Genomic DNA, 21,999 nt, shown 5'->3' with positions numbered 1-21,999 from the left:
TTTTTGGGGTTCAAGCAAAAGCTATTAATAATTGTTCGGTGTCTCAAGTGCCATTGGCTGGAGGTATAAACGCTAAACCACCAAAAAAATACCCGAACAATCGAAGAAATAAACTCGAAAATTAGAAAGGGCGATGCCCAAATTTTAACCGCCGAGGAAATGAAGCGGCTCGTGGAGAGCAGCGGCGTAGAAGTTGCTTTTAAAGAAGTCGATGTTGTCACCACGGGCACGTTTGGAGCCATGTGTTCTTCAGGAGCTATCATAAACCTGGGACACTCAGATCCACCAATCAAAATCGATAAGGCATCAATGAACAATGTGCCTCTTTGTCATCCTGGAGCCGCGGTGGACGCTTACATCGGCGCAACCACAATGTCTGAAACCAAACCCTACGAGTACGGCGGCGGACACCTCATCGAAGATTTAGTAGCGGGCAAGGAAGTAGATTTTGAAGCCAGCAGTCCCGGAACCGACTGTTACCCCCGAACGCACCTGCACACACGCCTAAGCAAAGACGACCTCAACCAGTTCTATCTGCTTAACTTCCGCAACTGCTACCAAAAATACAACTGCGCCGTGAACAGCCGCGACGAAATCATCCACACCTACATGGGCAAACTACTCCCAAGACTAAAAAACGCTACATACTCAGGCGCAGGCGAACTAAACCCGCTAATGAACGACCCCGACTACGAAACCATAGGCATCGGAACCCGCATCTTCCTAGGCGGCGGTCAAGGCTACATCATTGGGGAAGGCACCCAACATCAACCCAGCAGCCAAGACGGCACCTTAATGGTTAGAGGCAACGCCAAAAACATGACACCCGAGTTCCTACGCGGCGCAACATTCACCAAATACGGCGCAACCCTATACGTAGGCTTAGGTGTTCCAATTCCCATCCTAAATGAAGGCTTGGCAAGGAAAACTGCGGTTCGCGACGAAGACCTGTTCACCAACGTGGTGGATTATGGGGTTCCACGCAGAGACCGCCCCAAGTTAGCTAAGGTTAGCTACAAAGACCTCAAGTCAGGCGCGATAACGGTGGATGGCAAACGCATACGGGTCAGCTCGCTCTCAAGCCTCAAAAAAGCACGGGAAATCTCTGCTACCTTGAAAACGTGGATTGAGCAGGGACAGTTCTTCTTGTCAGCACCCGTGGAGCGGTTGCCCTTAGAGACCACATGCAAGCCCATGCGGCAAACGCAGGTCACGCCTTTTGTGGTTAACGTCATGCACAACGCAGTTACCTGCACCGCCAACGAGGAAGTGCAAGCCATCGCAGAGCGCATAGTAACCAAATCCGTAAACCACATAGTAGTCACCAACCACGCAGGCAAACTAAACGGCATAGTAACCTCATGGGACATCACACGCGCCATGGCAGAAGGCAAACATGTCCTCTCAGACATCATGACCCGCAAAGTATTCACCGCCAAACCCAACGAACCCTTAGACGTAGCCTCCAAAAGAATGGCGCAGCACAACATATCCGCACTGCCCGTCATTGACAACGAAAACAAAGTGTTAGGAATCGTCACGTCAGAGGACGTATCCAAACTGCTGGGGAGGTAAAAGGAGGAAACAAGGTATGGTACGTATACTGCTTAGGTTCTCAGAAGAAATCGTTGAAGACCCCATCGTCTCCCAGATAATCTTGGATTTGAAAATTCCCGCGAACATCCTAACTGCGCACGTGAACAATAAGGGCGGCGAAGTCTTAGCCGAGGTCCCGCAGGAAGCGTTGGATACCGTGGTTAGGGCGTTTCGCGAAAAAGGCGTTCGGGTAAGTTTGCCAAAGCTTATCGAAGTGGACGCGGATAAATGCATCAGCTGCGGTTCATGCGTTTCACTATGCCCCGTAGAAGCCATCACCCTCGACGAAGACAGCAAAGTCATATTTGACCAAGACAAATGCGTAGGCAGCACCTGCAGTGCCTGCGTTGACGCATGCCCCATGCAAGCCATCAAATCCATAAAGCAAACCAACCACGAACTCAACGGCAACCCCAACTAACCCACCTCTTTTTCACGGGTAGGAGAAGCCATGAACAAGCTGTTCAAAGAGCAATTCAGCTACAAAGATTCACAATGCACCATAATTTGTGACCGCAAAGAAGGCATAGAAACCGCCAAACAATCCCTCAAAAACCACTACACCCAACTCGAAAACTACATCCAAAAACACCCAATTTTTGAGCACACCCTAAAACCCACAACCACCCCCGAGGAACCTTTGGTTGCCAAGCTCATGGCGCAGGCAGCACAAAAAGCCCAAGTTGGACCCATGGCAGCCGTCGCAGGCGTTTTAGCCGATTTAGCAGCAGCAGACATGACCACGGCGGGCTGCAAAGTCGCAGTTGTAGAAGACGGCGGTGAAATCGCAGTTATTTCAGACATACCAATCGATGTGGCAGTTGGGTTTGGTGATGAGCCATTGTCGCGGCGTTTTGGTTTTCGGCTTACAGAATTTCCAGTGGCGGTGGCTACGAGTTCAGGGTGCTTTAGCCGTGCCTTTAGTTTTGGAGATGCTGAAGCCGCAACGGTTTTCTGCAAAAACGCGGGACTGGCAGACGCAGCAGCCACGGCAGTTGCAAACACCATAAAAGGAGACGACATCAACGCAGCCATAGCACGGGGCATAAAAACAGCCAAAACCATCCAAGGCGTAGAAGGCGCACTCATCGTCTACAAAGGAACCGTAGGCACATGGGGCAAAATCCCAGAAATAATTAAAATCAATCCAAATAGCATAAAGCATGAAAATACGAAGAATCGCGGGGCATAACAGGTAGATTTCATGGTTGAACTTGTGTGTACCCATATTCGAGATATTCGTTAATTATTGTGCCGTTTGCAAAAATTATTTTAACGCCTGTTGCAAGTCGATATTCGGGGTAATATTCGCCTAAATTATGTATATCCACAACACTTTTGGACCACCCAGGGTCAACTATTGTCCAGTTTCCATTATACATAACTTCTGCCCATGAATGGTCAAGACCGAGAAAGGAGGCACGTCTTGTCTCATAGCCGCATTTGGATAATATTTCCTCTGTCAGAATTGCTGTCTGTCCACATGCACCCCAACCTTGAAACAATATTAAATCTCCTCGACTAATCCCAAAACTCTCAACCAATAGTTTATCCACATAGTTGGTAAAAACAAATCTATCTATTTCAAAAACACTTTCATTCTTTTCCCAAGAACATTGATAATTATTATCAGTCAAAAAGTTACGCAGATGAGTAATTATATCTGGCAAGTTAGTTTTCTCGTTTTCAGTTACAAATTGATCAATGTTAGCTCCAACCGCGGTAACTTGTGGAAGGAAAACGATTAAAGGTGCTAAATACAACACAGCACAAATCAGTATTGATAGACAAAACACCGAAAAAACATCAGGGATTGACTTATTTAATTTAACTAAAAAATGTTCTGTGCTTATTTTGTTTCTGAAAGATAAATAAAAACCAATTGAAAATAATAAGCTGGATATGCCCAAAATTATCAAAAAAATACAATCAATACGTCCCAAAAAAAGCTCAAAAGGGATTAACCCAAAAGAATAACCACTCTCAAGAAACATAAGAGTCCAAGGTAACCTAGAAATATTCGTAGAAAAATGCAAAAGGATAGACAAGGACATTGTCATGAGGAGTAACAACAGCAGAACTTTTCTATTCATATACGATTAATCTTAAAGCCACAATTTAAGTTTTAAAACAAGCTAAAACAACCAAGTTTGCACCGCTAACGGACATAACTAAGGAATATAGGCAGCAGGTACTGGTTTGTTATGGTTTTGTGGACGCCGTTTTTTGCCGAGGTTTCGTCGTATTTTGTGACGTTGTCGGGTTTGGCGTTTGGGTGGTAGATGGTGAAGGGGACGGGGTCGCGGGTGTGGGTTCCGACGGTGATTGGGGTTGGGTGGTCGGGTAGTATGGCTATGGTGTAGGGTTCGTTAAGTCCTGCAAGCAGCCTGCCTAAGAGGCGTTTGTCGAGGTCTTCTATGGTTTTGACTTTTAACTGGGCGTCTTGAACGTGTCCTGCTTCGTCGGGGGCTTCCACATGCACAAACACAAAATCACTACGCTCCAGCGCCTTAAGCGCGTAGTCGGCTTTGCCCTCGTAGTTAGTATCATGCAAACCCGTCACGCCTGGAACCTCAACAACCTCCATACCCGCATACACGCCAATGCCCTTAACCAAATCCACCGCCGAAATAACCGCCGCAGCCAAACCATACTTTTCCTTGAACAAAGGCATAGAGGGTTTTTTTCCGCCTCCCCATGGCCAGATCATGTTGGCGGGGTTTTTGCCTGCTGCTATGCGGGCGAGGTTTACGGGATGGTTTTCCAAGACCGTTTTGGATTTTAGGGTAACTTCTTGGAGTCGTTTAGCGGCTTGTTGGGTTTGGAGAGCTTTGGCTTGGGGCATGACCGTGGAAACGGCGACTCCTGAGGCGTCATGGGGCGGCGTGGATTTTATGAGGCGACAATCGGGAGCGTTGCGCAGAACCAGAAAATGCCGATAATCCAGTCCCGAATAAAACTCCAGCTCGCCAGGTTTTCCAAAGGCTTGGTCAACGGCGGCGATGAGTTTTTGGGCTTCTGCAGTGGTCACGTGCCCTGCCGAGTAATCATTTAGCAAGCCGTCTTTTTCAGTTATCAAGTTGCATCTAAACGCGGCGTCGTTTTCGTTTAAGTGAATGCCACGGGCGGGAGCTTCTAATGGTCCTCTGCCTGTGCAGTACAAGGTGGGGTCGTAGCCTAAAACGGAGAGAATTGCGGTTTCAGAGCCCGGGTTTAATGTGTCGGGTACGGTTTTTATGAGTCCGCTTTGTCCTTTAGCAGCGAGGGTATCCATGTTTGGCTTGTATGCTACCTGCAACGGTGTTTTGTCGCCAAGTTCAGGAACGGGGTAATCAGCCATGCCATCACCCACCAGCAAGACATACTTCACATGCAACACCCAAATTAGTTTCAAACAGCCAAGCAGTTAAGCCAACAGGCAACTGCCACGGTTAAAGTAAAGAGGATTTACAACAAACATATCTATCTACCGTTTTCCAACCCAGAATTTCCAAGAAAACAAAAAGAGACACCTAAAAGAAAAGACGGAATTTACCAGAATTTCCATGGTAGGGCGGCCATGTATTCGTTTAGGGAGTGGATGGTTGTGCCGTTGTGTTGTTTGAGGACTTTGACTAAGGTGGAGGCGAGTTCTAGGTTGACGATGACGGGTATGTTGAATTCTACGGCTTGGCGGCGTATTATGTAGCCGTCAGTTAGGACATCGGCGTAGGTGGTTTTCTTGTTGGGCAATGGGACGTTGATGACGAGGTCGATTTTGCGGTTTTGCAGGTATTCTAGGATGTTTGGGTCGGCGTTGGTTTCTTTGATTTTGTGTAGGGTGGTTACGTTTACGCCTTGGGATTGCATGACTTGTGCGGTGTGTTTGGTGGCGTAGATTTTAAAGCCCATTTCTTCGAAGGCTTTGCCTAGGGCTACGGCGCGGCGTTTGGGTTTTTCACCGCCCACAGTTATAAGAACCGAACCGCCCACAGGGGGCATACGAAATTCTGCGGATTTTAGGGCTTTTGAGAATGCGTCGGCAAAGTTTTCGCCCAAACACGCGACCTCTCCGGTGCTAAGCATTTCTACGCCTAAAACAGGGTCAGCCCCGCTTAGACGCATGAAGCTAAACTGGGGAACCTTTACGCCCACGTGGCGAATAGGGGGCAAATCACAGGATTTAAGGTACGCAGTGAATTTTTTGCCCAGCATAGCCAAAGTGGCAAGTTCGATAAGGTTTACGCCACGAGTCTTGCTTACAAAGGGCATGGAGCGCGACGCGCGCAGGTTGCATTCGATAACGTTGACTACTTCGTCTTTGACGAGGTACTGGATGTTGTAGGGTCCTTTGATGTTGAGGGCTTTGACGATTTTGCGCGTTGCATCCTCGACTTTTTTGAGTACGTCCTTTGAGAGGGTCTGGGGCGGTATGGTCATGGTCGCATCACCGCTGTGTACCCCCGCGTTTTCAACATGCTCAATTACTGCGCCAATTAGGCAGGTGTCTCCGTCAGAAACCCCGTCAGCCTCAACTTCTTTGGCGCCCTCCACAAACTTGGAAATAACCACAGGCTGATCACGCGAAACCTTAGCGGCTAACTTCAGAAAGTTCTCCAACGTAGCTTCGTCGTGGGCAACGCGCATAGCAGAACCCGAGAGCACATAACTGGGGCGCACGATAACGGGGTACCCGATTTTTTCGGCGAAGAGTTTAGCGCCTTCAATTGAGCCTAGGGTGCTCCATGCTGGCTGGGGAATATCCAAATCGTCAAGGAGCGCGCTGAATTTGGAGCGGTCTTCGGCGCGGTCTATGTCTTCGGCTGTGGTTCCTAAAAGTTTGACGCCTGAATGCGCGAGTTTCATGGCTAACGTGTTGGGGATTTGTCCGCCGACGCTAGCGATTAGCCCTTGTGGGTGCTCTTTTTCGTAGATGTCAAGGATGCGCTCTGGCGTGAGTTCTTCGAAGTATAGTTTGTCGGAGACGTCGTAGTCGGTGGAGACGGTTTCGGGGTTGTAGTTGACCATGATGGCTTCTTGGATGCCGTATTTTTTGAGTGCTAAAACGGTGTTGACTCCGCACCAGTCGAATTCTACGCTTGAGCCGATGCGGAAAACTCCTGCGCCCAAAACTAGAACTTTGCTGTTGCTACTGCTTAATTCAATGTCGTCTTCGTCTCCGCCGTAGGTGAGGTAGAGGTAGTTGGTTTTGGCGGGGTATTCTGCGGCTAGTGTGTCTATTTGTTTGATGACGGGAATGATGCCTGCGGTTTTGCGGAACTGGCGCACTTCAAGTTCAGTGTTGTCGGTGCATATGGCGATTTGTTCGTCGCAAAAGCCTAAGCGTTTGGCTTCGCGCACTGTTTCTTTGGCGGTGCTGTCTTTAAGTTCTAAGCTACGGAGTTTTGTTTCCATATCAAGTATGTTTTGGATTTTGTTTAGGAAGAACGGGTCCACGCCGCTGATGTGGTAAATCTCGTCAATGCTAAGCCCCATTTTTAGGGCTTTGACGATTTTGAAAAGCCGTGCATCCGTGGGTTTAGCCAGTACAGATTTGATGTGAACTATGGATTCATGCTCGGAGTCTTCAGGGTTACAGACCAAACCAATCTTGCCCGTATCGAGCATGCGAACCGCTTTTTGCAGGGCTTCTTCCATACAGCGCCCAATAGCCATGACCTCGCCTACAGAGCGCATTTGGGGTCCAACGTGGCGGTCGGCGTTCTTGAATTTCTGCAAGTCCCAACGGGGAATCTTTACGGTTATGTAGTCTAGGGCGGGTTCGAAGCAGGCGGTGGTGACTTCGGTGACTTTGTTTATGAGCTCTGTTAGCGTGTAGCCGATGGTTAGTTTGGTGGCTATGTACGCGAGGGGGTAACCGGTGACTTTGCTTGCAAGCGCTGAACTGCGTGACAGGCGTGAGTTGACTTCTATGACGCGAAACTCTTCAGATTGGGGGTTGAGTGCCCATTGGATGTTGCATTCGCCCACGATGCCTAGGTGGCGGATGGCGTCTATGGATTTGGCGCGGATTAGGTGGTATTCGCGGTTGGTTAGGGTCTGTGAGGGGGCAACGACTATGGAGTCGCCTGTGTGTATGCCCATGGGGTCAAAGTTTTCCATGTTACAGACAGTTAGGCAGTTGTCGTTGTAGTCGCGCATGACTTCGTATTCTATTTCTTTCCAGTGACCCACATACTCTTCAACAAGGACCTGGTGTATGCGGCTTTGAGCCAACCCTAAAGTTACGATTTCTTCAAGTTCAGAATCATCATGAGCTACGCCGGCACCCTTGCCGCCCAACGTATAAGCAACACGCACGATTACGGGGTAGCCAATTTCGTGGGCAATCTCCAACGCGGCAGATACTGTAATGGCTGCTTTGCTGCGCAGAGGCGGAACTCCTGCTTTGAGCATTTCTTCTCGGAAACGCTGACGATCACCCGTGTTCTCAATTGCCTCCATCGAAGTACCCAAAATCTTCACGTTATACTTCGCCAGTATCCCAGTTTTTTCCAGTTCGATGCCGCAGTTAAGTGCAGTTTGTCCCCCAAAACCCAAAAGTACGCCGTCGGGACGTTCTTTTTGGATGACTTTCTCGACGTATTCGGGCGTTACGGGCAGCAGGTAGACTTTGCCTGAGAGTCGTGGGTCGGTTTGGATGGTGGCTATGTTGGGGTTAATTAGGACGGTTTCTATGCCTTCTTCTTTGAGGGCTTTTAGGCATTGGCTGCCTGAGTAGTCAAATTCTGCGGCTTCTCCGATTTTGATGGCGCCGCTTCCCAGAACGAGGACTTTTTTTATCCAGTCAAGCTTTGGCATTACTGTTTTGCCTCCATGTTGTGTATGAAGTGTTCGAAGAGGAATTCGGTGTCGTAGGGTCCAGGTGAGGCTTCAGGATGCCACTGCACCGCAAATGCGGGTTTGGTTTTGTGTTTGACGCCTTCGACGGATTTGTCGTTAGCGTTTATGAACCAAGGCTCCAAAGCGGTCTTCTCAAAGCATTGGTTATCTATGGCGTACCCGTGGTTTTGGGTGGTTATGTAGCAACGGTTAGTTTTCAAGTCCAAGGCGGGCTGGTTTTGGCTGCGGTGACCAAACTTCATCTTGTACGTATCGCCGCCCTGAGAAAGAGCCAGAATCTGAGCGCCCAAACAAATACCCATAACAGGAATCCTATCAACTAACTCGCGGGCACTCTCGATGGTTTTGATGCATCGTTTGGGGTCACCTGGTCCGTTGCTTAAGAAAACGCCGTCAGGCTTATACTCCATGACCTCCTTGGCAGAGAAATCATACGGTACACGAATCACGTTTACGCCGCGTTTTAGCAAGTTGCGCATGATGTTATATTTTACGCCGCAGTCGATAAGAACTACAGTTTTGTTGCCGTCCACGTTGTAGGTTACGGGTTCAGCTACGGTGGCTTCTTTGACAAGGTCGGTGAGGTTTGGGTCAGCTATGTTTTTGGCTTCTTGGAGCAACGTGTCAAGGTTGGGTTCTTCGCCTTCTTTGCAGACTTGCTGGATGCCAAGCATGACACCGTGGGTTCGCAGTTTCTTAGTTAAGCGGCGCGTATCAACTGCGCTGATGCCAGGGATGTTTTCGTCGGCGAGCCATTTGTCCAAGGTGCGCGTGGATGCCCAATGTGAGGGCGCAGTGCATAACTCGTGAATTGCCAATCCTTTTGCTTGGATGCAGTCAGACTCAAAATAAATTGGGATGCCAAGGTTTTTTTCGTAGGGGGGAACGCCGTAGTTGCCCACCATCGGATAAGTTAACGCGAGGATTTGTCCGCGGTATGAAGAGTCCGTGAGTGATTCAGGATACCCCACCATGGAAGTTGAAAAAACTACTTCTCCGCTTATTTTTGTTGGAGCGCCAAATCCTTTTCCCACAAAGAGGGTGCCGTCTTCTAAAACTAAAACCGCTTTTTTACTTGTACCGTCTTTTTCTTGAACCAAAGCTCTACTCTACCTACAAAGTTGAATTACTATGATGTGCCGTTGCGATTGCTCGCGGGTAAATATGACTGAAGAAGAGTTTCCAGTTCACTTTCAGCCTCCTCAAGTTTCTTGTCCATCTGAGATATATTGGATTTGGTTACAAACCGCTGCTTTTCATGTGCCGCCAACGCCCCCAAAACCACTTCAGGCGCAGGACCACCTACGACGTTGCAGGCTTTAACGAGTGTGAGCGGGTCAGATAAACCCGAAAGATCCTTGGCGTTAACGGTTAGGGCAAGGTCTGCGGCTTCTTGGGCAGCTTTTTGGAGCAACTGGGGGGTGCCATCAGCAAACGTTTGCTTGTTTTCTACAAGGGACTTAACGTAGGCGCCTACGATTTTGTGGGCTAACCTAAACGAGACGTTGCATTTGCGTACCAGCAGATTTGCCAGTTCAGTGGCGGCTACAAAGCTCTCTGAAGCTTGCTTGGAAACGTCGCTGGTTACCTTGATTTTTGGGATAAGCTTGTGGAACATGTCTAAGGAGGCGCGTACGCTGGCTGTGGATGCCCAGAGTTTGGGGGTGAGTTCTTGAAAGTCCAAGTTGTAGGTGGAGGGCAGGTTTTTTACTGTGGCGATGCAGGCGGCAAAGTTGCCTAAAATGTCGCTGGCTCGGGCTCGGATGACTTCGAGGACTTCAGCGTTTTTCTTTTGGGGCATGATGCTGCTTGTGCTGGTGAATTCGTCAGGAAGCTCCACGACGCCAAACGCGGGAGAACTCCAGATGATTAGGTCTTCAGCTAAGCGGCTTAAATCAACCGCGATAAGTGTCAGGGCGGCTAGGGTTTCGGTTATGAAGTCGCGGCTGCCCACGGCGTCTAACGAGTTCTCGACTAAGCCTTCAAAGCCTAAAAGCTCGGCTGTGCGTTCACGGTTTATTGGAAAACTCGTTGTAGCCAAAGCACACGCGCCTAAAGGTGACTGGTTGACGCGTTTGTAGAGGTCTTGGAGCCGTTGCAAGTCACGCTCTAAAGCTTGAATGTAAGAGAGAAGATAATGAGCAAACGTTACGGGTTGTGCAGGCTGCAGGTGGGTGTATTCGAGAACGACGGTGTTTAGGTTTTCTTCTGCGACCTCGGCTAAGTGAGACTGCACATGAGAGGCGGCGCGCATGAGGTTGAGGATTTCGGTGCGCAGTTCCATGCGTATGGCGGTTGCGACTTGGTCGTTTCGGCTCTTGGCAATGTGCAAGTTACCACCGACGTCTGCGCCTGCTTCCTTAAGAACAGCTTCTTCTACCGCTAAATGCGCATCCTCCATAGAAGAATCCAAAACCATATCAGACTGCTTATCCAAAGCAGCTAGGATTTGTGCGCCGTCATTTTGGGTTATGATTTTTTGTTCAGTGAGCATGATGATGTGGGCTTTGTTTATGGCTAAAACGGCGTTGAGTAGTCGGGTGTCGTCTTTGATTGATGAAGTGAACTGGGCGACGTCTTCTCGCATTGATCCAAGTCTTCCACCGCGCAGTAGTTTAGACGTTTTCTGTTCACTCCAAACTTTGGTTTTTATGTGTCCTCAGATTGCTTTACTGAATTTTTTAGGGCTTTGTGCATTCGTGATTGCAGGCCCCACAGTTCAATAAAGCCTTTTGAAGAACACTGGTTAAATGAGGTTTTGATGTTATAGTTCGCCAAGTTCTTATCATACAGTGACAGCGGAGAGGAGCGACCGACTACTTGGACGGCGCCTTTGTAGAGCTTTAAGCGAACCTCGCCTGTCACGTTTTCTTGGGATTTGTTAATGAAAGCGTCAAGGTCATCTTTTAAGGGGTCAACCCACAACCCAGCGTAGGCAAGGAAAACCCATTCAGCATCTACAGTTTGTTTGAAGAGGACTTCGTGGCGGGTCATAACCATCTTCTCCAAGTCCTTGTGGGCTTCCAAGATGACGACGGCGGCGGGGCACTCGTAAACTTCGCGGGATTTGATGCCCACTAAGCGGTCTTCGATATGGTCTATGCGTCCTACACCGTTTTTGCCCGCGATTTCGTTTAGGGTTTCGATGAGGTTTAGGGGTGTAAGTTTGTTGCCGTTGACGGCTACGGGTATGCCTGATTCGAACTGGATGGTTACGTATTCGGGTTTGTCGGGGGCTTTTTCGGGCGCAACTGTCCATTCGTAGGCGTCCTCAGGCGGCTCGGCACTGGCGTCCTCGAGCAAACCGCATTCTATGGCTCTGCCCCAAACGCTTGCGTCAATGCTGTATTTCTTTGCCGAATCAGAAACGTGAATACCCTGTGATTTGGCGTATTCGATTTCTTCGTCGCGCGTTAGGCTCCAGTCGCGTATGGGTGCAAGAACCTGCTTGTTGGGAGCTAAAGCGCTCATGGTAATGTCAAAGCGAACTTGGTCGTTTCCTCTGCCCGTGCAGCCGTGAACTAAGCCTGTGGCGCCTTCAGCTTGGGCGATTTCAACCATCTTTTTCGCTATGAGGGGACGGCTAAGGGTTGTGCTTATGGGGTATTTGCCTTCATAAAGCGCGTTGGCTTTTATGGCTTGGTAGATGTAGTGGGTAACAAATTCTTCTTTGGCGTCTATGGAGTAATGTTTGAGAACACCAAGTTTGTGAGCTTTTTCCTCTGCTGCTTTGAGGTCTTCTTGCTGCCCTACATCCACAGTTACAGTTATGACTTGGGCGTTGAATTTTTCTTGCAGGTACTTGACCAGAACTGACGTATCTAGTCCGCCGCTGTATGCTAAGACATATTTTTCAGCCATGCACGTTGCTCCCCCATTTTTGAAACGGAAATTATTCCCCTTACCTTCAGGGCTGTGTTTTTAAACTTTACGACTTTTTTGTAACATAAGAATCTTTAAATGTACCAAATGATACATCGGTGAATCATGACGACCACCGCCAAAAACGTGCGTGATTACTTAAAAAACAAGCCGTACCTGCTTGAAGCGCTTGAGAAGGGCATAGTTAACCTTAGCGAACTCTCACGGCAAATACAGCAAGAACTGCAAACAGGAAACACAACCGCCACCAAAGCCGCGCTGCGCCGATACGCCGAAGAACTGCAAAAACACAAACAGAAAAGAGAAGAAAAAGTCCTGCAACTGCTCAAACGAAGCGGCATAGCCGTCTACGACCGCAAAAGCGTCATCATAACCGCCAAAGAAATCGCCACAAAAAGCGGCATGAAAGTGGATTTGCCTGGAAAGTTTGTGTATTTGCTTGACCGAGCGGATTTGCCCGAACGCATCAGCACGTTAGTTAAGCATGATAACTGCACCATGATTGTGGTGAATTCTCCTGAGGAGCTCGAAGCAACGCCAGGAGTTGTCGCGTTCCTAACAACGCTTTTGGCGGAGCAGAACGTGAACATTGTCGAGTTCATTTCGTGCTGGACAGAAACCGTCATCGTTGTGGAGAAAGTTGACAGCTTCAAAGCATACGAAACTCTAAGCAACATAGTAGGCTAAACCATGCTCAACCGCAAGAATATTAATAATCCTATAAGAATAGTCTGTGCAAACGTGAGATGAAACTATGCCGCCAATTAGCCAAGTCACTGTAAAAGCCCCCGCCACAAGCGCCAACTTGGGTCCAGGCTTTGACGTTTTCGGCTTGGCACTAGAGCAGCCCCACGACACAGTCACATTAACGGCGGTTCCTGAGAAGGGCGTAAAAATCCAAGTTTCCAACTTCAAACCCGAAACCATAGCCCAAGACCCCCACAGAAACACAGCAGGCATAGTGGCAACCCACATGATCCAAGAGTTCTCCCTCAAAGAAGGCATTAGCATAGATATTTCCAAGGGAATTTGCCCGAGCAGGGGAATGGGCAGCAGCGCAGCTTCAGCGGCAGCCGCGGCAGTTGGCATCAACCACATGTTTGACCTCAAACTAGACACCAAACAGCTTATCCGATTAGCCGCCAAAGGAGAAGTCGCCTCAGCAGGATGGGAACACGCCGACAACGTTTCCGCCGCGATATGCGGAGGTTTCATAATCATCCGTTCGTATAATCCGCTGGAAGTCATCAGCTTGAAAGCGCCCGCAAACATGGAACTATCAGTAGCGTTCCCGCACATGATAACACCTGCACACAAAACCAAAAAAGCACGCTTAGTAGTGCCCCAAATGGTTTCCACCAAGAAGCTGGTGCATAACGTGGGAAACGCGGCGGCGATGGTTAGCGGATTTGCCAGGGGCGATGTGGATTTGATTGGAAGAGCCATGTCAGATGCAGTAGTGGAGCCCGCCCGAGCAGGACTTATCCCCGGGTTTGCAGCAGTCAAAGAAGGCGCAGTTAACGCGGGAGCTTGTGGCGTAACAATTAGCGGTGCGGGACCTGCCGTGTTAGCAGTAGTCAACAAGGAAAACGCGGACGCACAAAACGTGGCGGTTGCCATGAAAGAAGGTTTTAGGTCTGCGGGTTTTGATGCAACAGCGTTTGCGACAAAGCCAGGCAGCGGAGTTAGTATAGTAATAGAGGAGTAGTTTGACTTGACGCATCAAGAGTGTATAAACTGTGGAACCAAGTATGACGTAAACGATATTGTGTATTTCTGCAGAAAATGTAGAGACCTGCTTGAGGTTAAATACGACTTTGACGAGCTTAAAGCCAAGTTGGAGAAGAGCCAGTGGCGAGATGTCCCGCTTTCGGTGTGGCGCTACAAAGAGTTCATGCCCATAGACGACATCAGCAAAATTGTCTCGCTCAACGAAGGCGGCACAGGACTACATTCCTGCCACAAACTAGGCAAAAAACTCGGACTCGTGCAACTTTGCGTAAAAAACGAGGGTGAAAACCCAACAGGCAGCTTCAAAGACCGCGGCATGACCGTAGGCGTCTCCAAAGCCAACGAGCTAGGCGCCAAAAACGTAATATGCGCCTCCACAGGCAACACCTCCGCGTCTCTGGCGGCTTACGCGGCAAAAGCAGGCATGCAATGCACCGTCCTTATCCCTTCAGGCAAAATCGCTTACGGCAAACTCTCCCAAGCCATGATATACGGCGCCAAAGTCTTGCAAATCCGCGGCAACTTTGACCAATCCCTAGACATGGTACTGCAGCTTGCCGAGAAACACCCAAGCATCTACCTGCTAAACTCAATTAACCCGTTCCGCGTCGAAGGTCAAAAATCGTTGGGTTTTGAAATCTGCGACCAACTTGACGGCAAAGCGCCTGATAGGATAATTGTGCCCGTGGGAAACGCAGGCAACATCAGCGCGATATGGAAGGGCGTTAGCGAATACTACAAGCTGGGCTTTATCGACAAGTTGCCCAAGATGACAGGCATTCAAGCCGCGGGTTCTGCACCCATTGCGCAGATGATAAAAACGGGAAGCACCACCATGGAACCTGTCAAAGCCCCCGAAACCGTCGCCACCGCCATACGCATCGGCGCACCTGTAAGCTGGAAAAAAGCCGTCAACGCCATACGCAACAGCGGCGGAACCGCAGAAACCGTAACCGACGAGGAAATTTTAGCTGCCCAGAAAATGCTTGCCCGGCAAGAAGGCATATTCGTCGAACCCGCCAGCGCATCCTCCATTGCAGGCTTAATCAAACTCGTAAACAACGGCGTCATAGACAAAGACGAACGCGTCGTATGCGTAACCACGGGACATGGGCTTAAAGATCCTGATACGGCAGTGAAGATGAGCGAGAAACCCTTGGAAGTGGATGCCGAAACTGAGGCTATTGAGCGGGCTTTGGGTCTGCAAAAACAAGTTGCATCAGCACGGGTGAGTTAATGAGGATAATTCTTGTTGGCTACGGCGTCGTCGGGCAGGGCTTAACCGATATTTTGCTACGCAGGCGTCTGGAAACCATCAAGGAGTACGGATTTAACCCCCGCATCGTTGCTATCGTGGATAAGGGCGGCGCTGCAGTGGATGCTAAGGGTTTGGATTTGGAGCGGATGCTCACATTGAAGAAAAGCAAGGGCTCAGTCTCGTTTGACTCGGCTGCGGGTCATCACAACATGTCGCCGTTGGAGGTTATTGAGTCAGTGGAGGCTGAGGTCATGGTGGAAGCTACCTCTACAAACGTCAAAGACGGTGAACCAGGCTTGTCCTACATAACCAAAGCATTCAAAACAGGCAAACACGTCGTCACCACCAACAAAGGTCCCCTCGCTCTCGCCTTTACCGCATTAACAGAGCTTGCCGACCACAACAACGTCTTCCTCAAATTCAGCGGCACCGTAGGCGGAGGCACCCCAGTTTTGGACTTTGCCAAAAAATGCTTAGTAGGTGACAAAATCTTAGGCATACAGGGCATACTTAACGGAACCACCAACTACATCCTAACTGAGATGGCGGAAAACCAGACCACGTTTGAGGAGGCGTTGGCGAATGCTCAGAAGCTGGGTTACGCGGAGACTGACCCAACCATGGATGTAGAGGGTTTGGATACTGCCTGCAAAGTTGTCATATTGGCTAACTGGATAATGAAACGCAAAATCACGCTCAAAGACGTCAAAGTGAAGGGAATCCGAGATGTCAAGCCTAAGGAGCAGGAAGCTGCCACGAAGAGGGGCAACATTATCAAACTCGTAGGCGCAGTTAACGGGGACGCCAAGGTTGAACCAACTGAGGTTTCCAAACGCAATCCGCTGTGCGTTAGCGGCGTCCTAAACGCGGTCACGTTTGCCTCGGAATTTGCAGGCGAAGAAACCATAGTAGGCAGGGGCGCGGGCGGCATGGAAACTGCCAGTGCAGTTTTAAGAGACTTATTAGACATAAGACGTAGTCTAGCACAGCAACTACTCACCAAACAATAAAAAGAGAGCTTGGAGAGAAAATCGAGATGGCTAAAACTGTAGTTATGAAGTTTGGCGGAACCAGCGTTGGGTCAGGCAAGAGTATACGTCACGTTGCTGAGTTAGTCAAATCAAATGCTAAAGAGAACCGTGTTGTTGTGGTGGTTTCGGCTATTGGAGGCGTGACTAATCAGCTTTTGGACGTTGCAGAGCAGGCTAAGAAGGCATCTGAGCAGGAGATTAAGCAGTTTACCAAGCAGCTTGTACATGAGCACGTCAAAGCCATACAAGGCGCCATAACCGACAAATCGCTGCAAAAAGAAGCCGAACAAACAACCAAAACCGCAGTCGCCGAACTCGAAAAAGTCCTCATCGGCGTAAGCTACGTAGGCGAATTAACAGCCAAATCCAAAGACTTCATCGTCTCCTTTGGTGAACGCCTCTGCGCCCCCATCGTCTGCGGCGCCCTAAAGGATTTGCAAGTTAAAACGCAGTGGTTCACAGGCAAAGACGCAGGCATAGTAACAGACGCAAACTTTGGAGAAGCCAGCCCTCTGCTCAACGTCACCACACATCAACTCAAAGAACGCCTCGAACCCCTACTCAAACAAAACATCGTCCCCGTAGTCACAGGCTACATCGCCGCAACCCAAGACGGCATAGTCACAACCATCGGCAGAGGCGGCTCAGACTACACCGCAACCATCATCGGTGTCGCCTTATGCGCTGCTGAGGTCTGGATATGGACTGACGTAGACGGCATCATGACCACCGACCCCAAAATTGTGCCCCAAGCCAAAACCCTCCCCAAACTCTCATATCAGGAAGCCGCGGAAATGGCGATTTTTGGCGCCAAAGCCATGCACCCCCGAGCCTTAGAACCCATTATCGAAGCCAAAATCCCCGTGAGGATTAGAAACACCGCTCACCCAAACAACCAAGGCACCCTCATCACCGACATGAACGGCTCCAAAATCACAGGAGCAGTCAAAGCTGTCGCGCTCATCAAGGACGTCGCGATGGTTAATGTTAATGGCGCAGGCATGGTCGGCGCTCCAGGCAGCTACGCAAAAGTCTTCGAAATTCTAGGCAAAAACGGCATAAACATCATGATGGTCTCAACCGCCGTCTCCGAAGCGAATATTTCGATGGTTATGCGCCGAAGCCTCGTTGGCAGGGCACTTAGTACGTTGGAGATAGCGTTGCTTGGCAGAAGCACCATAAACGAAGTCACCGCCGAAGACGACGTAGCCGTAGTCGCAGTCATGGGCGCAAACATGAAAGGCACATTAGGCGTTGCCTCAAAAATCTTTGCTGTCGTAGCCCAAGCGGGCATCAATATTCGCATGATAGCGCAGGGCAGCTCAGAGCTTAACATCAGCTTTGTAGTCAAAGAAAAAGACGGAGAAGCCGTCGTCAAAGCCATCCACAAAGAATTCGAGCTAGACAAAATCTAGCCGTTACTTTTTATCTTCGCCGTTTTCCTTGTTTCTTTTGTAGAGTTTTGCTAGTTTGAGTATGGTTTGTTTGTAGATTTGTATGGCGTCTAGGTAGTCTTTGATGTCGATGTGCTCGTCTACGGTGTGGTCAAGGTGCGAGTCGCCTGGTCCGTAGGTTACGATGGGCAAATTCATGGTAAGTCCTAAAATGTTCATGTCGCCTGTTCCTGTTTTGCGCAGTAGCGTGGCGGGTTTACCTGTGGCTTGACGTATAGAAGACGCCAGAGTATGCACTAAGGGGTTGGCTTTATGAATTTCAAATGGCTCCACGGTATCTTGCACGGAAGCTTTTATGGCGACTTGCGGGTGAGTGTTTTGGTATTGGTTGATGATTTTTTGGGTCTGCTCAAAAACCTCTGTGGTGGTTAGGGGTGGCGGTACGCGTATGTCGATGAACATCTCCGCTTCAAAGGGGATAACTGAGGTTGCGTTTCCTCCGCTGAGCTTGGTTAGGCAGGCGGTTACTGAGTAGAAGTGGCTGTCGGGGTTTTCTTTTTCTTTGTAGCTGCTGTTTATCTGAGTCCACAGCTTGTATGCTTCGTCTAGGGCGTTTTGGTATAGCCACGGTGATGAAGAGTGCCCGGGCAGGGTTTTGCAGATGATTTTGAGTTGGATTTGTCCTTTGTAGCCGATGGTGACGTTTTCTACGCCGCTGGGTTCTCCAAAGATTGCGTAGTCGGCTTCTATGCCTTCGTGTATGAGGTGGCGTATACCGCGGCTGGTGGCTTCTTCTTCTATGACGCTTGCAACTAAGACTCTTCCTTCAAATTCGGGGTCTTTAGCGGCTTCAGCAGCAGCCACAATCATAGAGGCTAGGGGACCTTTTGCGTCCACGGCGCCGCGAGCATAGATTTTGCCTTCTTCCACGCGCAGCGGCAAGTAACCCGCAACCGTGTCCATGTGCCCACACAGCAAAATCACGGGTTCGCCTTCGCCTACAACGCCTATGACGTTGCCTACTGTGTCTACGCCGACTTGAAAGCCGAATTGACTCATTTTTTTGGCTATGAAAAGCGCGATTTCTTCTTCGTTGCCTGAGGGACTGTAGATGCCTAGCAGGTTAGTTAGGAACCGTACTGCTGTTTGTTCTTGCATTTTGTTCTTCCTCCAAAACCGCGTCAAGCACGGCTATGGCTTTGTCAAGTTGCTCGGTGGTAATTACTAGGGGCGGTAGGAAGCGTAGCACGTTGCGTCCTGCGTCTAAGAGGAGCACGCCTTTTTGCGCGGATTTGAGTAGGACGTTTATGACTTCAAAGCGCAGCTCCATACCCAGCATTAGGCCTTTGCCGCGCACTTCCTTAACTATCGAGTATTTGCCCTGCAACTCTTCAAGGCGCTCTTTGAAGTATTCGCCTTTCTTTTGGGCTTGTTCAGTTAGGTTCTCCTCAAGCAGGGCATCTATGGCGGCGCAGCCTGCAGCGCAGACAAGGGGGCTTCCGCTAAACGTTGTTGAATGCTCGCCGATTTTGAAGGAGGACATGATGTTTTCTTTGGCGACGGTTATGCCTATGGGTAAGCCGCCTGCGAAGGGTTTGGCAAGGCACATAACGTCAGGAGTAACATCCCAGTGTTGGCACCCAAACAGTTTGCCTGTTCGTCCAAAGCTGGTTTGCACTTCATCAAACATCAGCAAAACGCCTTTTTCGTCGCACAGCTTGCGCAGCCCCTGCAAGAAACCTGCGGGAGGCACTCGAACTCCGCCTTCGCCACGTATAGGTTCGACAAGCACTGCAGCGGTTTTGTCGGATATGGCGGCTTCAAGTTTTTCAAGGTTGTCGGGTGGCACGTGGTTGATGTCGGGTACTAGGGGCATGAAGGGTTGGCGGTATTTTTTGTCCCATGTAGCTGAGAGGGCTCCGAAGGTTTTGCCGTGGTAGGCTCCCATGAAGGCGATGATTTCGGGTTTGCCTGTGTGTTTGCGGGCGAGTTTTAGGGCGCATTCGACGGCTTCGGCTCCGCTGTTGGAGAGAAAAGCCTTATTGAGCCCTTTGGGGGTCATGCTGGTTAGTTTTTGTAGGAACGCGGTTCGTTTTTGGTTGTAGAGGCTGCCGTGGCAAGAAATCAGGGTTTTTGCTTGCTCACAAACCGCCTCAACGACTTTGGGGTGGCAATGACCCAGAAGGGCTACGCCGTAGCTACTCATACAGTCAATGTATTCTTTGCCGTTAACATCCCAAAGCAGGGCACCCTCGCCTTTGGCTATGGCTATGGGACGTTTTCCAAAAACGTTCGCCATCAACTGGTTTTCCAAATCAATTATTTGCTGCTCATTCATGGGTAATCACAGTGCCTGTTTCATGCGCTAACGCTCGGGTTATTGGGGATTTGCCTGCGCCTGCGGTTATGAGGGCTTCGTCTACGCCGCTGTCTAAAGCTTTTAGGGCTGCGTGGACTTTGGTACTCATGCCTGCTCCGATGCCGCCAAGAACCTCCTTGACTTCTAAGGCGCAGATTTTGCCTATGCATTCACCGTTGAGCAGTAAGCCTTCTACGTCGGTGAGTAAAATCAGCTTATCAGCCCCAAGCGCGCCCGCGACTGTTGCGGCGGTTCGGTCGCCGTCTACGTTTAGGGGTTCGCATTCTTCGCTTAGCGCCACGGGAGTTACTATGGGCGTGTAGCCTTGCTCTAGCAGAAGCTGGAGTAGCTGCGTGTTCACTTGCTGGATTTTGCCTGTGTAGCCGCCGTCTATGACGCGTTTGCGTCCCCGGGCATCCACGGTTATGAGACGTTTTTTGCGTTCCGCCTGCAAGATTTTGCCGTCAAGCCCCGAGAGTCCAACTGCGTTGATGCCTTGGCTTTGCAGTGCCAAAACAATTTGCTTGTTGAGCTTGCCCGCCATGACCATGGAGTAGATTTCTATGGTTTCTTTGTCGGTGTATCGGCTGCGAAAACCATCAGGAGACACAATAAACTGCTGCTCCTTACCCAGCTTAGACGCGATTTCAGTAACTTCAACGCCGCCGCCGTGAACCAAAACAACCTTGTGCCCCTCACCCAACAATTCTTTGAGGTCGGTGACCAAATCAGCAGATGCGCCCTGTTTGAGTATGCTTCCACCCATCTTGATTACAAACAACATAGTTATTACCTCACATCGGATGAAAACCTGTACTTTTCAGCCCTGTGGTTTCGTCTATGCCCATTAGGACGTTGAGGCATTGTACGCCTTGGCCTGACGCGCCCTTTACCATGTTGTCTATGGCGCAGAACATGAGCACGCGTTTGGTTCGGGGGTCAATTTCAAAGCCTATGTCACAGAAGTTGGTGCCTATGGTGACTTTGGGGTCGGGGAGCTGGTACATGCCTTTTTGGTATTTGACAAAGCGTATGAAAGGCTCGTCAACGTAGGTGGAGCGCAAAGCTTTCCAGACATCCTTGGCAGCTATGGGTTTTGTGGGAAAAGCGTGAACGGTTGCTAAGATGCCGCGTACCATGTTGACTGCGTGGGGCGTGAACGAGACGGTTACGGGTTCATCTGAGAAGGCGTTGAGTTCTTGTTCGACTTCGCCTATGTGGCGGTGGTTGGTGACTTTGTAGGGGCGCACGCCTCCGAAACGTTCAGGATGATGCGAGGCTGGGGTGGGTTTGCTGCCGCCTCCGCTTGAACCAACTTTGAGGTCTACTACAATGCGTTTTTTCTCAACCAAATCCGCTTTGATAAGAGGAACCAGGGCGAAGATGGCGGAGCTTGCCATGCATCCTGGGCACGCGATGAGGCGGGCTTTTTTGATTTCTTCACGGTGCAGCTCGGGCATGCCATACGCAGCTTCTTTGAGCAGTTCGGGGTGAGCGTGTTTCCAGCCGTACCACGTCTCGTAGTCGGCAGGGTTTTTCATGCGAAAGTCAGCGCTCATGTCTATGACTTTTAAGCCGGCTTCGAGCAGTTTAGGAACCAAGTTAACTGAGCCGCCGTGGGGCGTGGCAGTGAAGATTAAGTCGCAGTTGTTTTGCAGTTCAGATATGTCTTGGGGCACAAACTTTAGCTGAGTGAGCCCACGCAGGTTCGGGTGCAAGTTGAAAACGTATTCGCCTGCGCTTTGGCGACTAGTAACCATAGTCACCTCTACCTCAGGATGCATAAGCAGCAAACGTAAAAGCTCGCCGCCCACATATCCAGAACCGCCAATTATTCCAATTCGCATCATACTCTTCTTTTTCTCCTAGGGGTTGTCTTTTGTTTGGTTATTCTTGTTTTATGAT

At 49.8% G+C, this 21,999-nt stretch carries 18 protein-coding genes; 8 read left to right on the top strand and 10 right to left on the bottom strand.

What is annotated here, in order from left to right:
- Positions 1-99: 99 nt before the first annotated feature.
- From NWF04_09750 to NWF04_09740, 3 genes are read left to right on the top strand one after another with little or no spacing between them, the layout of a single operon-like run.
- Complete coding sequence (locus tag NWF04_09750; GenBank protein MCW4006854.1) at positions 100-1,575, top strand: homocysteine biosynthesis protein; 1,476 nt, start codon at positions 100-102, stop codon at positions 1,573-1,575.
- A gap of 16 nt (positions 1,576-1,591) precedes the next feature.
- Positions 1,592-2,017: a 4Fe-4S dicluster domain-containing protein gene (locus NWF04_09745; protein MCW4006853.1), complete on the top strand. Its 426-nt coding sequence runs from the start codon at positions 1,592-1,594 to the stop codon at positions 2,015-2,017.
- Positions 2,018-2,047: 30 nt separating this feature from the next.
- Positions 2,048-2,788: a UPF0280 family protein gene (locus NWF04_09740; protein MCW4006852.1), complete on the top strand. Its 741-nt coding sequence runs from the start codon at positions 2,048-2,050 to the stop codon at positions 2,786-2,788.
- A 10-nt stretch (positions 2,789-2,798) separates the two neighbouring features.
- Here the strand turns inward: NWF04_09740 and NWF04_09735 are convergent, their stop codons facing one another.
- The 6 genes from NWF04_09735 to NWF04_09710 all read right to left on the bottom strand — a co-directional run bounded on the left by NWF04_09735 (position 2,799) and on the right by NWF04_09710 (position 12,300).
- Positions 2,799-3,689, bottom strand: a complete 891-nt coding sequence (locus NWF04_09735; protein ID MCW4006851.1) for a hypothetical protein — start codon at positions 3,687-3,689, stop codon at positions 2,799-2,801.
- A 65-nt stretch (positions 3,690-3,754) separates the two neighbouring features.
- On the bottom strand, positions 3,755-4,966 hold the full coding sequence (locus NWF04_09730) for a cofactor-independent phosphoglycerate mutase (protein ID MCW4006850.1): 1,212 nt from the start codon (positions 4,964-4,966) through the stop codon (positions 3,755-3,757).
- 161 nt (positions 4,967-5,127) lie between these two features.
- Positions 5,128-8,397 carry a carbamoyl-phosphate synthase (glutamine-hydrolyzing) large subunit gene (gene carB, locus NWF04_09725; protein MCW4006849.1) on the bottom strand — a complete coding sequence of 1,090 codons (3,270 nt, stop codon included), beginning with the start codon at positions 8,395-8,397 and terminating at the stop codon, positions 5,128-5,130.
- Positions 8,397-9,539, bottom strand: coding sequence for a glutamine-hydrolyzing carbamoyl-phosphate synthase small subunit (gene carA, locus NWF04_09720; protein MCW4006848.1), 1,143 nt, complete (start codon positions 9,537-9,539; stop codon positions 8,397-8,399). Before carA ends, carB begins: the two co-directional genes overlap by 1 nt.
- A gap of 29 nt (positions 9,540-9,568) precedes the next feature.
- Positions 9,569-11,050, bottom strand: coding sequence for an argininosuccinate lyase (argH, locus tag NWF04_09715; GenBank protein ID MCW4006847.1), 1,482 nt, complete (start codon positions 11,048-11,050; stop codon positions 9,569-9,571).
- 38 nt (positions 11,051-11,088) lie between these two features.
- Positions 11,089-12,300, bottom strand: a complete 1,212-nt coding sequence (locus NWF04_09710; GenBank protein MCW4006846.1) for an argininosuccinate synthase — start codon at positions 12,298-12,300, stop codon at positions 11,089-11,091.
- A 126-nt stretch (positions 12,301-12,426) separates the two neighbouring features.
- On the opposite strand from NWF04_09710, the gene NWF04_09705 reads away from it, so the two are divergent.
- The 5 genes from NWF04_09705 (at position 12,427) to NWF04_09685 (ending at position 17,756) form a co-directional block, all read left to right on the top strand.
- Positions 12,427-13,008, top strand: coding sequence for an ACT domain-containing protein (locus NWF04_09705; protein ID MCW4006845.1), 582 nt, complete (start codon positions 12,427-12,429; stop codon positions 13,006-13,008).
- Between the two features lie 67 nt (positions 13,009-13,075).
- On the top strand, positions 13,076-14,029 hold the full coding sequence (locus NWF04_09700) for a homoserine kinase (protein MCW4006844.1): 954 nt from the start codon (positions 13,076-13,078) through the stop codon (positions 14,027-14,029).
- Between the two features lie 6 nt (positions 14,030-14,035).
- Complete coding sequence (gene thrC, locus NWF04_09695; protein ID MCW4006843.1) at positions 14,036-15,289, top strand: threonine synthase; 1,254 nt, start codon at positions 14,036-14,038, stop codon at positions 15,287-15,289.
- Complete coding sequence (locus tag NWF04_09690; protein MCW4006842.1) at positions 15,289-16,320, top strand: homoserine dehydrogenase; 1,032 nt, start codon at positions 15,289-15,291, stop codon at positions 16,318-16,320. Before thrC ends, NWF04_09690 begins: the two co-directional genes overlap by 1 nt.
- A gap of 26 nt (positions 16,321-16,346) precedes the next feature.
- The gene (locus NWF04_09685) at positions 16,347-17,756 is read left to right on the top strand and encodes an aspartate kinase (protein ID MCW4006841.1); all 1,410 of its coding nucleotides are present in this window, start codon (positions 16,347-16,349) and stop codon (positions 17,754-17,756) included.
- A 3-nt stretch (positions 17,757-17,759) separates the two neighbouring features.
- Here NWF04_09685 and NWF04_09680 read toward each other — a convergent pair whose 3' ends face one another.
- The 4 genes from NWF04_09680 to argC are packed head-to-tail and all read right to left on the bottom strand — an operon-like array spanning position 17,760 to position 21,941.
- Positions 17,760-18,893: a M20/M25/M40 family metallo-hydrolase gene (locus tag NWF04_09680; protein MCW4006840.1), complete on the bottom strand. Its 1,134-nt coding sequence runs from the start codon at positions 18,891-18,893 to the stop codon at positions 17,760-17,762.
- The gene (locus NWF04_09675; GenBank protein MCW4006839.1) at positions 18,859-20,073 is read right to left on the bottom strand and encodes an aspartate aminotransferase family protein; all 1,215 of its coding nucleotides are present in this window, start codon (positions 20,071-20,073) and stop codon (positions 18,859-18,861) included. Before NWF04_09675 ends, NWF04_09680 begins: the two co-directional genes overlap by 35 nt.
- The gene (locus NWF04_09670) at positions 20,066-20,875 is read right to left on the bottom strand and encodes a [LysW]-aminoadipate/[LysW]-glutamate kinase (protein MCW4006838.1); all 810 of its coding nucleotides are present in this window, start codon (positions 20,873-20,875) and stop codon (positions 20,066-20,068) included. Before NWF04_09670 ends, NWF04_09675 begins: the two co-directional genes overlap by 8 nt.
- A 13-nt stretch (positions 20,876-20,888) precedes the next feature.
- Positions 20,889-21,941, bottom strand: a complete 1,053-nt coding sequence (argC, locus tag NWF04_09665) for an N-acetyl-gamma-glutamyl-phosphate reductase (GenBank protein ID MCW4006837.1) — start codon at positions 21,939-21,941, stop codon at positions 20,889-20,891.
- Positions 21,942-21,999 lie beyond the last annotated feature (58 nt).

The organism is Candidatus Bathyarchaeota archaeon, assembly GCA_026014465.1.
Lineage (GTDB): Archaea > Thermoproteota > Bathyarchaeia > Bathyarchaeales > Bathycorpusculaceae > JADGNF01.
Note: the sequence above shows the minus strand (reverse complement) of the source record. Positions and strands in the feature narration are given on the sequence as shown.